The organism is Streptomyces sp. ME02-8801-2C (genome assembly GCF_033793965.1).
Lineage (GTDB): Bacteria > Actinomycetota > Actinomycetes > Streptomycetales > Streptomycetaceae > Streptomyces.
Genome location: NZ_JARAXP010000044.1, coordinates 1 through 15,024, shown reverse-complemented (window position 1 = coordinate 15,024; position 15,024 = coordinate 1). Strand labels below are relative to the sequence as shown.

The following is a 15,024-nucleotide window of genomic DNA, read 5'->3' as shown; positions in this document are numbered from 1 at the left end:
CGCGAGCTACAGACACTCCTCGCCCTCTGGGCCGGCGCCTGCCCCACCTGCCACCGCGACATACCCACACACATACGAACCTGACCAAGCACTACTAGCTCCGACCGTCCTCCTCCCAGCCGAAGCTCTTCTCCACGGCCTTGCGCCAGTTGCGGTACTCGCGCTCGCGGACCGACGCCTCCATGGCGGGCATCCACTCGACGTCCCGCTGCCAGTGCGATGTCAGCTCGTCGAGGTCGTTCCACACCCCGGTGGCGAGCCCGGCCGCGTACGCCGCTCCCAAGCAGGTCGTCTCGGAGATCTTCGGACGGATGACCGGCACGCCGAGGACGTCCGCCTGGTGCTGCATCAGCAGGCTGTTCTTCGTCATGCCGCCGTCCACCTTCAGGGTCGTGATGCTGACCCCGGAGTCCTGGAACATGGCGTCCACGACCTCCCGCGTCTGCCAGCTCGTCGCCTCCAGCACGGCGCGCGCCAGGTGCCCCTTGGTCACGTACCGCGTGAGGCCGGTGACCACCCCGCGCGCGTCGGAGCGCCAGTAGGGCGCGAACAGGCCGGAGAACGCGGGCACGATGTACGCCCCGCCGTTGTCGTCGACGCTCCTCGCGAGCGTCTCGATCTCGTCGGCGGTACGGATGATGCCGAGCTGGTCGCGGAACCACTGCACCAGCGCGCCGGTGATCGCGATGGACCCCTCGAGGCAGTAGACGGGCGCCTCACCGCCGATCTTGTAACCCATCGTGGTCAGCAGACCGTTCTTCGAGGGAACGGGACGGTGACCGGTGTTGAGCAGCAGGAAACTGCCGGTGCCGTACGTGTTCTTGGCCGTCCCCGCGTCGTAGCAGGCCTGGCCGAACACCGCGGCCTGCTGGTCGCCCAGCGCGGAGGCCACGGGTACGCCCGCGAGTTGGCCCACCGCTGTGCCGTACACCTCGGACGAGGACCTGATCTCGGGGAGGATCTTCTCGGGGACGTTCATCGCGGACAGGATGGACGCGTCCCACTGGAGGCTCTCCAGGTCCATCAGCATGGTCCGGCCGGCGTTGGTCACGTCGGTGACATGCCGTCCGCCGTCGGTACCTCCCGTCAGGTTCCAGATCAGCCAGGAGTCGACGGTGCCGAAGGCGATCTCCCCGCGCTCGGCGCGGGCACGCAGCCCCGGCACGTTGTCCAGCAGCCAGGCCGCCTTGGGCCCGGAGAAGTAGCTGGCCAGCGGCAGTCCCGTCCGCTCGCGGAAACGGTCCTGCCCGTCGGCGCCGCCGAGTTCGTGGCAGAGCGCCGCCGTACGGGTGTCCTGCCAGACGATCGCGTTGTGGACCGGCTTGCCCGTGGCGCGGTCCCACAGGACGGTCGTCTCGCGCTGGTTGGTGATGCCGAGGGCGCTGAGCTGATCGGCGCGCAGCCCGGCCTTGGCGAGTGCGCCCGCCACCACCGCCTGCACCTTCGACCAGATCTCGGTGGCGTCGTGTTCCACCCACCCGGGCTTGGGGAAGATCTGCCGGTGCTCACGCTGGTCGACGGCGACGATCGCGCCGCCCTGGTCGAAGACGATGCAGCGGCTGGACGTGGTGCCCTGGTCGATCGCGGCGACGAACTTGTCCGTCATGACGTCCCCTTCGTGGGAAGCTCCGGAAGCCGCAGAGTGCGTTCCCATGGTTACTTCACCGAGACGAGCGCGTGCTGTCGCAGCCGCATCGCGCGCAGGGGAGCGGGCCCATGAGCCGAACGGGTCACGCACGGCGCATTGTCTTCGTACGCCGAGAATGTGCGGCGAGGTCGACCGACACGGGCAGTGTTCTCCGACGTCCCGGGGGCGTCAAGGTCGGCGACGGCAATCAGCGTTGCCTCACCGCACCGCGATCACCGACGAACCGTGCCCGAACAGGCCCTGATTGGCCGTGATGCCCACGCGTGCCCCCGGGACCTGCCGGTCACCGGCGGCGCCTCGTAGCTGCCAGGTCAGCTCGCACACCTGGGCGATGGCCTGCGCGGGCACCGCCTCCCCGAAGGAGGCGAGTCCACCACTGGTGTTGACGGGTATCCGGCCGCCCAGTGCCGTCGCGCCCTCCCGCAGCAGCTTCGCCGCCTCGCCCTCACGGCACAGATCCAGATCTTCGTACCACTGCAGCTCCAGGGCCGTCGACAGGTCGTAGACCTCGGCCAGTGAGAGGTCCTCCGGGCCGATGCCCGCCTCCTCGTAGGCCCCGCGCACGATCGACGAGCGGAAGGTCCCGTCCGCCGGCCGCACCGCCACCGCCGAGTCCGTCGCGATGTCCGGCAGGTCCAGCACGGTGGTGGGGTACCGGGGCGTCATCGTGGACACCGCCCGGATCCGCACCGGTTCCGCCACCCCGTGTCGACGCGCGAACTCCATGCCGGTCAGCACCAGAGCGGCGCCGCCGTCCGAGGTCGCGCAGATGTCGAGCAGCCGCAGCGGATCGGCGACCACCGCGGACGCGGCGACCTCGTCGGCGGTGACCCGTTTGCGGTAGCGCGCGTTGGGGTTGAGCGCGCCCAGGGCGGCGTTCTTCACCTTGACCTGCGCGAAGTCTTCCAGGGTGTCGCCGTGGACGGCCATTCGCCGGCGTGCGTACAGTCCGAAGTATGTCGGGTTCGTCGCGCCGAGGACCCTGAACCGCAGCCAGTCCGGGTCGTCGGCCCGGTCCCCGCCGGCCGGCCGGAAGAACCCCTTCGGGGCCGAGTCCGCGCCCACGACGAGCACCACCTCCGCGAGCCCGGCGAGGATCTGCGCGCGTGCCGCGGCGATCGCCTGCGCCCCGGACGCGCACGCCGCGTACACGCTGGTCACCCGGGCGCCCTGCCAGCCCAGCGCCTTGGCGAACGTCGCCCCCGCCACATACCCGGGATATCCGCCACGCACAGTGGCCGCGCCGACTACCGAGTCGACCTCCCGCCAGTCCACCCCCGCGTCGGCGAGCGCCGCGCGCGCGGCCGCCGCGCCGTACTCGGTGAAGCCGCGCCCCCACTTGCCCCAGGGATGCATGCCCACGCCGAGCACCGCCACCTCTCCGGTCATCCCACCACCCCCGTCGGCCGCCAGTGCCAGGTCGTCCAGGTCGTCTCCGCGTCCTCGTGCAGCACACCCGGGACGACCTCCACCTCCATACCCACCGTCAGATCGGCGACGGTGACTCCGGGAACCGCCTGTCCCAGTACCACCATCCGCTCGGACTCCAGCTCCACAGCGATCAACGCGTACGGCTCCCACGGAAGTTCCGGGTCGGTCACATAGGGTGACGGAGGCCGGTACCGGCTGTCGGTGTACGACCAGACGCGCCCGCGCCGGGACAGCGGGACCTCGTCCAACTCGCCGCCCCGGCACCCCGGATTGCGGCAATGGACGTCCTCACGGGGGAAGAAGACCGAGGTACAGGCCGAACAACGCGTACCGAGAAGCCGGAAACCGTCCCCGTCCTCCCTGAACCACCCGGCGACCACAGGTGTGCGGGTACGGGCCACATCCCCTCCAGAAAACCGGATCTGACGGAACGTCAGAAGTGTGCCACGGTCATCCCGGATTGGGCAGCCGTCGGACAGAACCACGCACGCCCTGTGCGCGTCGTCGTAGTCGGTAGGGACGGCCGGGGGCCCACGGGGGTGGTTCCGGCCGTCCCCCGCTGCCGCACGCGGGTGCTCCGAGGAGCCCCCGGAGGAGCGTCGTCCACATGATCGGATACAGTCCGCCGCGTGTCCGTAAACCAACTGTCGACCGACAACTCCGCGCCCGGCTCCCACTGTTCGAGCTGCGGAGCGCCCTACGGAGAGGGCGTTTCCGACTGGCCCCGTACGTGCCCCGCCTGCGGCACCGCGGCCTACCGCAACCCGCTGCCCGTCGCGGTGGCACTCCAGCCCGTGTACGACACCAAGGGCACCGCCCTGGTCGTCATCACCCGAACCATCGCCCCCGCGCGCGGAGGCATCGCCCTGCCCGGCGGTTACGTCGACCATCGCGAGGACTGGCGCCAGGCCCTTGTCCGCGAGCTCAGGGAGGAGACGGGCATCGAGGCCGCGAGCCGCGACGTCCGGCTCGTCGACGCGCTGAGCTCGCCCGACGGGCACCTGCTGCTCTTCGGCACCCTCCCGGAACGCCCCGCCGACCAACTGCCGCAGTCTGCCGCCACGGACGAGACGGACGGCTGGCACCTCCTGCGCCGGCCGCAGGAGCTCGCCTTCCCGCTGCACACGGTCGCCGCCCGCGCCTGGTTCGAGGGCCGCTACTGAGCACGCTCAGCGCCCGCCCAGCCCCCGCACGCGCACGGGACGGCGAGGCTCGGTCACACCGTCGTCCCCCTCCAGCTCGACGACCACCCGCCTCCCCTCCCAGCGCGTGACGTACCGCTCGATCTCCGGCTCGTCCCACCCGTCACCCGCGTCCGGCACCACCAGCCCGCCCCCGGTCCGTCCAGAGGCGGGCGCCCACACCTCCAGCTCCAGGCCGCCGTCATCGCCCCGGACAGGCACAACGGCGCCCGCGCGCGCGAGAACGGGAATCCGCGACAAAGGGGCCTCGATCAGCACCTGACCGGGTCCCTCGTACGCCCGCTCCGTCGCCGTGTCGTACCAGCGCCCGCGCGGCAACCGCACCGTCCGCCGGACCACACCCGGCTCGAGCACAGGCGCCACCAGAAGACAGTCACCCAGAAAGAAAGCGTCCTCGCAGCCCCGCAACGCCCGGTCCTCCGGCGCCCCCCACCACAGGGGCCGCACATAGGGCGCCCCCGTACGTCGCGCCAGATGCGCCAGCGTCATGAAGTACGGCACCAGGCGCCGACGCTCGACGAGTATCCCGCGCGCGTGGGCGAGGACGTCCGCACCGAACTCCCAAGGCTCCCCGCCCGCCGCCGGCCGATGACTCGCGCGCGTGCGGAACAGCGGCAGACAGGCGCCCAGTTGGAGCCACCGCAGATACAGCTCGGACGACGGGTTCCCGCCGAAGCCGCCCACATCGGAGCCCGAGTAGGGCACTCCGCACAGCCCGAGGCCCATGACCAGCGACAGCGACGCCCGCAGCCCCGGCCAGCCCGTCGCCACGCCGCCGAACCAAGCCCCGCCGTAACGCTGCATACCGGCCCACCCGGAGCGGGAGAATATGAACGGCCGCTCCTCCGGCGCCAGTTCGCGAAGCCCCTCGTAAGCGGATCTGGCCATGCACAGCGCGTACACGTTGTGCGCCTCGCGATGATCGCCGCCGAGCCCCTCCAGCGCGTGCCGGGCCGACCGCGGCAAGGTCGACTCCCCGAAAGCGGTGAAGGATGTCGGCTCGTTCATGTCGTGCCAGAACCCCGCGAACCCCTGCCCCAGCCGCTCCTCGTACAGCCGGCCCCACCAAGCGCGCACGCGTGCGTGCGTGAAATCCGGGTGGACCGAATCCCCGGACCGGGCGACACCTCGTACGAGCTGCCCCGACGCATCCCGGACGAACGCGTCCTCGGCGCTCCCGCTGTCGTACACGGCGCTGCCGATCTCGGCCTTGACCGCCGGGTCGACGACCGACACCAGCCGGATCCCCTCGCGCCGCAGATCCTCGGCGAGGGCCGGCAGCTTGGGATACCGCTCCTGGTCGACGGTGAACGCCTGCTCTCCCTCGAAGTGGCCGATGTCGAGGTGCACGGCGTCGAGCGGCAGATCGTGCTCCTGGTGGCCGGCGACGATCCGCCGGACCTCCTGCTCGCCGCCGGAGCCCCAGCGGGCGTGATGATGGCCCAGCGCCCACGCGGGCGGCAGCGCGGGGGCACCCGTGAGCGTGGCCCAGGTGTGCAGCACGCGCGCGGGAGTGCCCACCATCATCCAGCAGCGCAGCGGCCCACCGTCCATCCGCAGCTCGCTCGTACCGGCCCGGTCGTGCCCGGAACCCGCCCCCTCCTCACCCTCCCGCACGGTCACCGTGCCGTCCCAGGAGGTGTCCTGGAACACCAGATGGGTCGCCACGTCGGCCACCACCAACTGCACCGGCATGGTGATGTGCAGCGGATCGTCACCCGGACCGAAGGCGCGACCGGGATCCGTGTTCCACAGGCGGTACGTCCCATCGCGCAGCCGCAGTCCCGAGGCGCGCCCGCCGAGCCCGAAGAACCGCGCGTCCGCGGCCACCTCGGAGCGCTGCATCCACCGGCTCGAGCCGCCGCCCACGGGCTCCCACCAGCGGGGCGGCAGCTCCCGTCGCACGCTGACCCCTCCGGGGGTGAGCACCTCCACCGCGCCGTGCCGCGAGACCACGACCGTCACCCGCTCGGCCACGACCCGCCAGCCACCGTCCTTGTCCGGCTCGAGAGAGGCACGGGGATCCGGCTCCGGACAGCGGCCGACGAGGGCGTACGACGGTTCGGGACCGGCCCCGTCCCAGCCCCAGAAGACCGCCCCGTTGACGGCCACGATGATCCGCAGCTCGGACCGCGCGAACCGGACGACACCGCCACCGGGCTCCGGCTCCCCGTCGCGCACGAGCCCGGGCACCCGCGCGCGCTCGGTGCCCCGAGGAGGCAGCCCGGCGGCATCGGCACGTCTCCTGCGCCAGGCGGCCCGCACGGTACGCAAGCCCTGGGCCGCCCCCGCCGAACCGACCGCCTTCACCGAGCGCACCAGGTCACGACCGTTCATGCTGCTCAGCCTGCCACTGACTTCACCCGATGTGCGTATTGTTCGGCAGCCGTTCACCCTGGTAAAGGCCACATCTTCATCTCCATGACACGACCCCGGCGCGGCGCACCCTGGTGCCGGAGTCGATCAGATGGCATGGTCCGTCTCAGCCGTGTCCCGCGCACATCCCGGAGCCGCCGCATGTCCACCACGAACCCCACGCCTCTCTGGCAGCCCGACCGAGAACGCATCGCACGGGCCCGGATGACCAAGTTCCAGGCGTGGGCGGCCGAGTACCACGGAGCCCCCGCCGACGGCGGCTACGCGGCGCTGCACCGCTGGTCGGTGGACCAACTCGACTCGTTCTGGCAAGCCGTCACCGAGTGGTTCGACGTACGCTTTTCGACGCCCTACGCGCGCGTGCTCGGCGATCGCTCGATGCCCGGCGCCGAATGGTTCCCCGGGGCGACGCTCAACTACGCCGAGCACGCCCTGCGCGCCGCGGACACGCGCGCGGACGAACCGGCCCTCCTGCACGTCGACGAGACCCACGAACCCCGCCCGGTGACCTGGTCCGAGCTGCGCCGCCAGGTCGGCTCCCTCGCCGCAGAGCTGCGCGCCCTCGGAGTGCGACCGGGAGACCGCGTGAGCGGCTACCTCCCGAACGTTCCGGAAGCCGTGGTCGCCCTGCTCGCCACGGCCGCGGTGGGCGGCGTATGGACGTCCTGCGCCCCCGACTTCGGCGCCCGTAGCGTCCTCGACCGCTTCCAGCAGGTCGAACCGGTCGTGCTGTTCACCGTCGACGGCTACCGCTACGGCGGCAAGGAGCACGACCGCCGTGACACGGTCGCGGAACTCCGCCGCGAACTGCCCTCCCTGCGAGCCGTCGTCCACATCCCGCTGCTCGGCACCGAGCCCCCCGAGGGCGCCCTGGAATGGTCCGCCGTCACATCGGCGGATGTGCCACCCGTCTACGAACAGGTCGCCTTCGACCACCCCCTGTGGGTGCTCTACTCCTCGGGCACGACCGGCCTCCCCAAGGCCATCGTCCAGTCCCAGGGCGGCATCCTCGTCGAGCACCTCAAACAACTCGGCCTGCACTGCGACCTCGGACCGGAGGATCGCTTCTTCTGGTACACGTCCACCGGCTGGATGATGTGGAACTTCCTCGTCTCCGGCCTCCTGACGGGCACCACGATCGTCCTCTACGACGGCAGCCCCGGCTACCCCGACACGGGCGCCCAGTGGCGGATCGTGGAACGCACGGGGGCGACCCTCTTCGGCACCTCGGCCGCGTACGTCATGGCGTGCCGCAAGGCCGGAGTCCACCCGTCCCGGGACTTCGACCTGTCCAAGGTGCAGTGTGTCGCCACGACCGGATCGCCGCTGCCCCCCGACGGATTCCGCTGGCTGCACGACGAGTTCGCGGACAGCGGGGCCGCCCTGTGGATCGCCTCGGTCAGCGGTGGCACAGACGTGTGCTCCTGCTTCGCGGGAGCGGTGCCGACCCTCCCGGTGCACATCGGCGAACTCCAGGCGCCCGGACTGGGCACCGACCTCCAGGCCTGGGACCCGAGCGGCCGGCCCCTCGTCGACGAGGTCGGCGAACTCGTCGTCGCCAACCCGATGCCGTCCATGCCGATCCACTTCTGGAACGACCCCGACGGCACCCGCTACCACGACAGTTACTTCGACACCTACCCCGGTGTCTGGCGCCACGGCGACTGGATCACTCTCACCTCGCGAGGCTCCGTGATCATCCACGGCCGCTCCGACTCCACGCTCAACAGGCAGGGCGTACGCATGGGGTCGGCCGACATCTACGAAGCCGTCGAACGACTCCCCGAGATCAAGGAATCCCTGGTCATCGGCGTCGAACAACCCGACGGCGGTTACTGGATGCCGCTTTTCGTCCACCTCGCGCCCGGAGCCGTCCTCGACGAGGCCCTCCTGAACCGCATCAAGAAGACCATCCGGGAGCAGCTCTCCCCGCGCCACGTCCCCGACGAGGTCATCGAGGTCCCCGGCGTTCCGCACACCCTCACCGGCAAACGCATCGAGGTCCCGGTGAAGCGCCTCCTCCAGGGCAGCCCCCTGGACAAGGCGGTGAACCCCGGTTCCGTCGACAACCTCGACCTGCTGCGTTTCTACGAGGAGCTTGCCCGCAAACGGGCCTGACGGCGCTCGGATTTGCCGGTCAACCCCCGTAGGTGGCCTCGGACTCGACCAGCACGGCGGCGAAGTCCGAGGCCAGCCGTGCCGCGTCGGCCGACTGGAGATCAGCCACCGCGATCCGTACGGCAGGCCCGGACGCCAGCCGGAACCGCGCCCCGGCCGCGACCCACCAACCGTACGACCGAAGCCCGTTCACCACAGCGGACTCGTCGGGCACGGGCACCCAGACGTTCATCCCACTGGCCCCGTGGGCCGGGATACCGTGCCGGTCCAACTCCTGCAGGAGCGTGTGCCGCCGGAGCGAGTACGTTTCCCGCGCACGGGCAACCAACGCGCGCGTGCCGTCGTCCGTCATCAGTCCGTACACGGTCTCCTGGAGCAGGTGGCTGACCCACCCGGATGTCAGCAGCATCCGGCCGTCGTGGCGGGCCAGTGTGGTGGGGTCACAGGCCGCCGCCGCCCATCGCAGGTCGGTCCCCAGGAACTTGCTCACCGTGCGGACATGTACCCATCGGGCCAGTCCCGCCGAGGACAGCGTGTACAGGGGCGCGTTCGCTACGGCCGACGCGTGATCGTTCTCCACCACGAGAACCTCCGGCTCCTCTCGGAGCACCGAGACAAGCGCGTCCCGGCGCTCCGCCGAGAAGCACCCGCCGCGCGGATTCTGCCCGCGCGGACTGCACACGACGGCTCGCACACCCGCCCGCAGCGCTCGTCGCAGCGCGTCCGGAAGCAGCCCCTCGTCGTCCACGGCGACGGGGACGTTGCGCAGCCCCAACGCGGACACCAGATCAAGCAGATGGTGGTAACCCGGGTCCTCCATGGCCACCGCGTCGCCGGGGCGCAGCTCCACCGACAGCAGCCGCCCGATCAGATCCAGCGCTCCATGGGCGAAGACCACGTGCTCCGTCAGCACCCCGTCGCCACCGAGCCACTCCCGGACGGTGTGTTCCAGCCGCGGCAGCCTGGGCGTCGCGCGATGCGAGCGGGCGCCCGACGAAAGACGTGAGGGTGGCAGCAACCGGGGGAGCAGGGCGGGATCAGGGTGCCCGCCGGCCAAGTCGCGCAGCCCGTGCGGGACTTTGGGAGGCCGTCGTGAGGCGACTGACGGAGCAGCCGCGACGACCGTCCCGCCCCGGCCGCGAGTGACCACGATCCCGCGCTGCCGCAACTCCTTGTAGGCCGTCGCGACCGTCCCCGGACTCACGCCCAGCTCATCGGCGAGCCGACGCACCGGAGGCAGCGCCGCCTCCGGCCCCAACGACCCTTCGGACACGCCTCGTTCGACGGACGCGGCAATTTCCCTGGCCGTCGCACCACTGATCCCATATTGTGTTGCCACGTTGAAGATTATGTATCAGTACATAAATTCACGCAAGGGGGAAACATGAAACCGCTGCGCCGCGCGACTGCCTGGACCGACCGCGTACCAGGAGGTTCCGACGGCCGCAGAATGCTCCTGATCACCCTCGTCGACCGCGTCGGCAGCGGCCTGTGGGCATCCGTCTCCGTCCTGTACTTCACCTATGTCACCGGCCTCTCCGTCACGGAGATCGGCACGCTCGTCGCCGCCGCAGGAGTCGTCGGCATCGCCGGCGCACCGATAGGCGGCCGCCTCGCCGACCGCTTCCCCCTGACCCGCGTCCTGATCGCCGTCCAAGTGACACGCGCTCTCGCCTCGTTCGTCCTGCTGGCGACCGACCACTACGCGGTACTCCTCGCGTGTACGGCCGTCGGCGGCTTCGGCGACCGCGCGTCGAGCGTCATCACCAAGCTCTACGCCACCCGCGTCGCCGGACCGCACCGCGTCCGGTACCAGGCGATCAACCGGACGGCCGCCAACGCGGGCTGGGCCCTCGGCGGTCTCGCCGCCGCCGCGGCCCTGGCTCTCGGCACGACCACGGCCTACCAATGGCTTCTCATAGGCGACGCGCTCTCGTTCGTCGCCACCGCCATCCTCACCCTCGGCTGTGCGGAACCCCCTTCCATCTCCCGCGCGGTGACCACGTCGTCAGCCCCCGCACCCAGGACCACAACGGCGAATCCCTGGCGCGATCGCACCTACCTCGCGTACGTCGCGACCGAAGCGGTCCTCTTCCTCGACGACGCCGTCTTCAAGGTCGGCCTGCCCCTCTGGATCGCCCACACCGGCAACGCACCGACCGGCCTCGCACCGCTGCTGATGGTCCTCAACAACGTGATGGTGGTGGCGCTCCAGGTCCCCCTGGCCCGATTCGGCGCCACCACCAGGGCCGCTCGCGCACTCCTGCTCCCGCTCTCCGCGGTCTTCGTCCTGGGCGGGACCACCATGGCCCTCTCGGCAACCGGCACGGCCACCTCCGCGATCTTGTTCCTCACCGCGTCTGCCGCCGCGTTCACCCTGGCCGAGATGCTCCATGCCACCGTCTCCTGGGAACTCTCCGTCGCCCTGGCCTCCGACAGCGCCCAGGGCGCGTACCTCGGTGTCCACGGGCTCGCACAGGCCGTCCAGCGCAGCATCGGACCACTGGCTGTCACGGCGGCCATTGCCACCGGCCCTCTCGGCTGGACCGCCTTCGGAGCCGGCATCGCTGTGACCTGCCTGATCCAACACCGCCTGGTCCGCGCCCGACTGACCCGAGGCCCGTTGTCAGTGGCTCCGGTTACTGTGAGTGAGCATTGATCGACTGCGTACAGGGGGAACCATGGCGAACACCGGACACGGGACCTCGCGGCGCGTTCTGCGCCGAGAGATCGCGGGCACCATCGGCCTGCTCACCGACGAACACGACTTCCGCACGATGAGGCGCTACCGCACCTTCACCTTCGACAACCACACGGAGTACCTGCGCGAAGTAGAGGCTCTCCTGAAGAGCCTCGCCGCCCAGGGCAACCACACCACCGTCGCCCTCTTCGACCCCGAGGAGTACGCCGAATTCTGCACCGCCAAAGCCCTCGATCCGGACGCCCAGTCCAGCCGCGCCCGCTTCACCGCGGAACTGGCCACCACCGGCCCCACGGTTGCCTACGACGGCCAACCCCTCGCCGAGCTGCTCCCGGACCTCGTCGACGAGGCCGTCCGACAGGCGACCTGGGAGTACGCGGCCACACTCCTGGCCCGTATCGGTGCCTGCGCATCGTGTGGTGAGGACATCGGACACGCGGCCTTCGCCCGTGCCTCGAACCTTCTCGTCCGCATCATCGACACCGCCCCGAAGGGAAACAGGCACCTCGTCTGCAGTGTCACGACACCAGCCGAAACACTCCTCGCAGTCCTCCATGTCGACGACGACAGCGAGGGCGCCACGGAACTCGACGAAGCCGAAGTCCTCGAATTCACCACGGTCCTGGCTCTCGGCATCGCCACCCAGAGCCCCGGCGGACTCGTCATGCGCACCACCGTCCCCGGCAGCAGCGACCGCATCTACGGCTGGCGCCTGCGCGAGAACGGTGTGGGGCCCCTGACCGCGGGCGAGGTCTTCGACGCCTACTGCACCGACGCCGACTCGGGTGACCTCATCTCCCCGGAATCGGACGTCGACTACTGCACACCACCCGACCTCGGAGAAGAGGAACCCATGACGGGGCACGCCCACTGACCGAACAAGAGCAGAGGGGCGCCCCACACGAAGTGGCACGCCCCTCGACGACAACCGGTCCTGGCCGGTCGGCCGACTACTCGCCCGACAACACTGCCTGAGCGGCGTCGCGTGCCTCATCAGCGCTGTCCGCGGCACGGGCCGCCGCAGCGGCCCGCTCGCACTGCGCCAGCGTGTACTTGGCCAGCGACGCCCGCACATAGGGAATCGAAGCCGCGCCCATGGAAAGAGAGGTGACACCCAGACCGATCAACACACACGCGAGCAGCGGGTCCGACGCAGCCTCACCACAGACGCCACAGCTCTTGCCCTCTGCGTGTGCCGCCTCGGCGGACAGCGCGACCAGATCGAGAAGCGCCGGCTGCCAGGGATCCTGCAAACGAGAAACCGCACCCACCTGACGGTCGGCGGCGAAGGTGTACTGCGCGAGGTCGTTGGTTCCCAAGGACAGGAACTCGACCTCCTGCAGAATCGAGCGTGCCCGCAGGGCGGCCGACGGGATCTCCACCATGGCACCGAACTTCGCCCGCAGCCCGGCCGCACGGCAGGCATCCGCGAACGCCTTGGCATCGGCCCGGTCGGCGACCATCGGAGCCATGACCTCGAGGTAGACAGGCAGACCTTCGGCGGCTTTCGCGAGCGCCGTCAACTGCGTACTCAGTACATCGGGGTGGTCGAGCAGGGTCCGAAGGCCGCGCACGCCCAGAGCCGGGTTCGGCTCGTCGGCAGGAGTCAGGAAGTCCAGCGGCTTGTCCGCACCGGCGTCGAGCACCCGAACGACGACACGCCCCTCGGGGAAGGCCTCGAGAACCTGCCGGTACGCCTCGATCTGCTTCGCCTCGGACGGCGCGTTCTTGCTGTCGTCCAGGAAAAGGAACTCGGTACGGAAGAGACCGACCCCCTCCGCCCCGGCCGCGACGGCGGCCGGCACGTCCGTGGGCCCACCGACGTTCGCCAGCAACGGCACCTTGTGCCCGTCGGAGGTGGCCCCCGGCCCGGTCGAGGCGGCAAGTGCCGCCTTGCGCTGAGCGGCTGCCGCCTCCAACTCGGCCTTCTTCTCCGCACTAGGTTCCACGAAGATCTCGCCCGTGCTGCCGTCCACCGCGATCACCGTGCCCTCGGCGAGCTCACCCGCACCGGGCAACGCCACCACTGCGGGGACACCGAGGGCTCTTGCCAAAATCGCGCTGTGGCTGGTCGGCCCACCCTCCTCCGTGACGAAGCCGAGGACCAAGGTCGGGTCCAGCAGCGCGGTGTCGGCGGGCGCGAGGTCACGAGCAATGAGGACGTACGGCTCGTCACTGTCGGGGACCCCGGGCATGGGCACCCCGAGCAGCCGGGCGACGATACGATTCCGCACGTCGTCGAGGTCGGCCACACGACCAGCGAGGTACTCGCCGGCACCCGCCAGTAGAGCCCGATACGCGGCGAACGCGTCGTACACAGCACGCTCGGCCGTACTGCCGACCGCGATACGGCGGTCGACGTCCGCCATCAGTTCGGGGTCCTGGGCCATCATGGCCTGTGCCTCGAGCACCGCCTGGGCCTCACCGCCGGCCAGATTGCCGCGCGCTGTCAGGTCTGCGGCGACAGCGTCCACGGCCTGGCGGGCACGCCCCTGTTCGCGCTCCGCGTCCGCTGCCGGGATCTGCTTGGCAGGCGGTTCGAGTACTGCCGTTCCCATGTGCCGGACCTCGCCGATCGCCACACCGTGGCTCACGCCGACGCCTCGCAGGGTTGTTTCCATCTCACCCGTCTCCGATAGTGCGGCGGGTCCCTCCGCCGCGGTGATATTCGTGCTTGCCGTCATGGACCGGCGCCGACGTCACTGCCAGCCGAAGAGGCTGTCGCCGGCTTTCACGGCGCCGTCTTCAACAAGATCGGAGAGGGAATCGGGCGTGGCCTCGAGCGCCACGATCGGGCATACCGGGGACTTGCCGGCGGCTTCCACGGCGGCCGGGTTCCAGCGCACCACGCTCTGGCCCCGCGTCACCGTGTCGCCCTTGTTGACGAGCAGCTCGAAGCCTTCACCATTGAGCTGCACGGTGTCGATACCCAGGTGAGTGAGGACGCCGTGGCCCTCGTCGTCGACGACGACAAACGCGTGCGGGTGGAGCGAGACGATGACGCCGGAGACGGGGGCGACGACCTCCGAGGGCTCGCGCACGGGGTCGACAGCGGTTCCGGGGCCGACCATGGCCCCGGAGAAGACCGGATCCGGCACGGCGGCCAGTCCGATGGCACGTCCTGCAAGAGGGGACGTCACGGTGGTCAAGGAAGCCTCCCGGGGATGGAGATACGTACGGGCCGTCGCTGCCTGTCCCGGACGGCACACTGTTGAGCAGCGTATGTCATATGAAGTGCCGGTTCCGTAGGAGAGACGCCGGTTGACGTCCTGGGAGCGGCAGGCAATCGATTTGCACCCGCTCTGAGCGCCCGTGTACAGTCGACATCCTGCTCGAGGCCGAGTGACGCGAACCAAGTGTCCTTGCCCGGCAGCATCCAACTAGTCAGATCCTATCCGGGGTCCTGTTCTGCATGCCTGCTGAACAGTGGTCAGGGAGACGGAAAAACACTGATAGAGTCGGAAACGCAAGACAGCAAGAACCGAAGGGAAACTGCCCGGAGGAAAGCCTGAGAGAGTCTCTTGGGTGAGTACGAAGGAAGCGTCCGT

Annotated in this window: 11 protein-coding genes; 4 read left to right on the top strand and 7 right to left on the bottom strand. The window is 70.1% G+C overall.

The window, feature by feature from the left end; translation table 11 throughout:
• Positions 1–94 precede the first annotated feature (94 nt).
• The 3 genes from glpK to PV396_RS44710 all read right to left on the bottom strand — a co-directional run bounded on the left by glpK (position 95) and on the right by PV396_RS44710 (position 3,459).
• Positions 95–1,606 (bottom strand): glycerol kinase GlpK, encoded by a 1,512-nt coding sequence (gene glpK / locus PV396_RS44720; protein WP_319214133.1) that lies wholly within the window; start codon positions 1,604–1,606, stop codon positions 95–97.
• Between the two features lie 240 nt (positions 1,607–1,846).
• On the bottom strand, positions 1,847–3,037 hold the full coding sequence (locus PV396_RS44715) for a lipid-transfer protein (protein WP_319214132.1): 1,191 nt from the start codon (positions 3,035–3,037) through the stop codon (positions 1,847–1,849).
• Positions 3,034–3,459, bottom strand: coding sequence for a Zn-ribbon domain-containing OB-fold protein (locus PV396_RS44710; RefSeq protein WP_319214134.1), 426 nt, complete (start codon positions 3,457–3,459; stop codon positions 3,034–3,036). Before PV396_RS44710 ends, PV396_RS44715 begins: the two co-directional genes overlap by 4 nt.
• 249 nt (positions 3,460–3,708) lie before the next feature.
• Here PV396_RS44710 and PV396_RS44705 point away from each other — a divergent pair, with 249 nt between their 5' ends.
• Positions 3,709–4,242: an NUDIX domain-containing protein gene (locus tag PV396_RS44705; protein WP_319214131.1), complete on the top strand. Its 534-nt coding sequence runs from the start codon at positions 3,709–3,711 to the stop codon at positions 4,240–4,242.
• A 6-nt stretch (positions 4,243–4,248) separates the two neighbouring features.
• Here PV396_RS44705 and PV396_RS44700 read toward each other — a convergent pair whose 3' ends face one another.
• The gene (locus PV396_RS44700) at positions 4,249–6,618 is read right to left on the bottom strand and encodes a glycoside hydrolase family 31 protein (protein WP_319214130.1); all 2,370 of its coding nucleotides are present in this window, start codon (positions 6,616–6,618) and stop codon (positions 4,249–4,251) included.
• A 180-nt stretch (positions 6,619–6,798) separates the two neighbouring features.
• Between PV396_RS44700 and PV396_RS44695 the strand changes: the two genes are divergently transcribed.
• Positions 6,799–8,775 carry an acetoacetate--CoA ligase gene (locus PV396_RS44695; protein WP_319214129.1) on the top strand — a complete coding sequence of 659 codons (1,977 nt, stop codon included), beginning with the start codon at positions 6,799–6,801 and terminating at the stop codon, positions 8,773–8,775.
• Positions 8,776–8,794: 19 nt separating this feature from the next.
• Here the strand turns inward: PV396_RS44695 and PV396_RS44690 are convergent, their stop codons facing one another.
• Positions 8,795–10,114, bottom strand: coding sequence for an aminotransferase class I/II-fold pyridoxal phosphate-dependent enzyme (locus tag PV396_RS44690; RefSeq protein ID WP_319214128.1), 1,320 nt, complete (start codon positions 10,112–10,114; stop codon positions 8,795–8,797).
• A gap of 45 nt (positions 10,115–10,159) precedes the next feature.
• Between PV396_RS44690 and PV396_RS44685 the strand changes: the two genes are divergently transcribed.
• Positions 10,160–11,434 carry an MFS transporter gene (locus tag PV396_RS44685; protein WP_319214127.1) on the top strand — a complete coding sequence of 425 codons (1,275 nt, stop codon included), beginning with the start codon at positions 10,160–10,162 and terminating at the stop codon, positions 11,432–11,434.
• A gap of 22 nt (positions 11,435–11,456) precedes the next feature.
• The gene (locus PV396_RS44680) at positions 11,457–12,350 is read left to right on the top strand and encodes a hypothetical protein (protein WP_319214126.1); all 894 of its coding nucleotides are present in this window, start codon (positions 11,457–11,459) and stop codon (positions 12,348–12,350) included.
• Between the two features lie 76 nt (positions 12,351–12,426).
• Here PV396_RS44680 and ptsP read toward each other — a convergent pair whose 3' ends face one another.
• A complete protein-coding gene (gene ptsP, locus PV396_RS44675) occupies positions 12,427–14,097 on the bottom strand; it encodes a phosphoenolpyruvate--protein phosphotransferase (RefSeq protein WP_319214125.1) in 1,671 nt (556 codons plus the stop codon).
• 78 nt (positions 14,098–14,175) lie between these two features.
• Entirely contained in the window at positions 14,176–14,625 is a 450-nt protein-coding gene (locus PV396_RS44670; RefSeq protein WP_319214124.1) for a PTS glucose transporter subunit IIA, read from the bottom strand.
• Positions 14,626–15,024: the final 399 nt, after the last annotated feature.

Bases quoted from the DNA above. Each gene is read 5' to 3' on its own strand.
- glpK (WP_319214133.1), bottom strand. From the start codon at position 1,606: ATGACGGACAAGTTCGTCGCCGCGATCGACCAGGGCACCACGTCCAGC.
- PV396_RS44715 (WP_319214132.1), bottom strand. From the start codon at position 3,037: ATGACCGGAGAGGTGGCGGTGCTCGGCGTGGGCATGCATCCCTGGGGC.
- PV396_RS44700 (WP_319214130.1), bottom strand. From the start codon at position 6,618: ATGAACGGTCGTGACCTGGTGCGCTCGGTGAAGGCGGTCGGTTCGGCG.
- PV396_RS44695 (WP_319214129.1), top strand. From the start codon at position 6,799: ATGTCCACCACGAACCCCACGCCTCTCTGGCAGCCCGACCGAGAACGC.
- PV396_RS44685 (WP_319214127.1), top strand. From the start codon at position 10,160: ATGAAACCGCTGCGCCGCGCGACTGCCTGGACCGACCGCGTACCAGGA.
- PV396_RS44680 (WP_319214126.1), top strand. From the start codon at position 11,457: ATGGCGAACACCGGACACGGGACCTCGCGGCGCGTTCTGCGCCGAGAG.
- ptsP (WP_319214125.1), bottom strand. From the start codon at position 14,097: ATGGAAACAACCCTGCGAGGCGTCGGCGTGAGCCACGGTGTGGCGATC.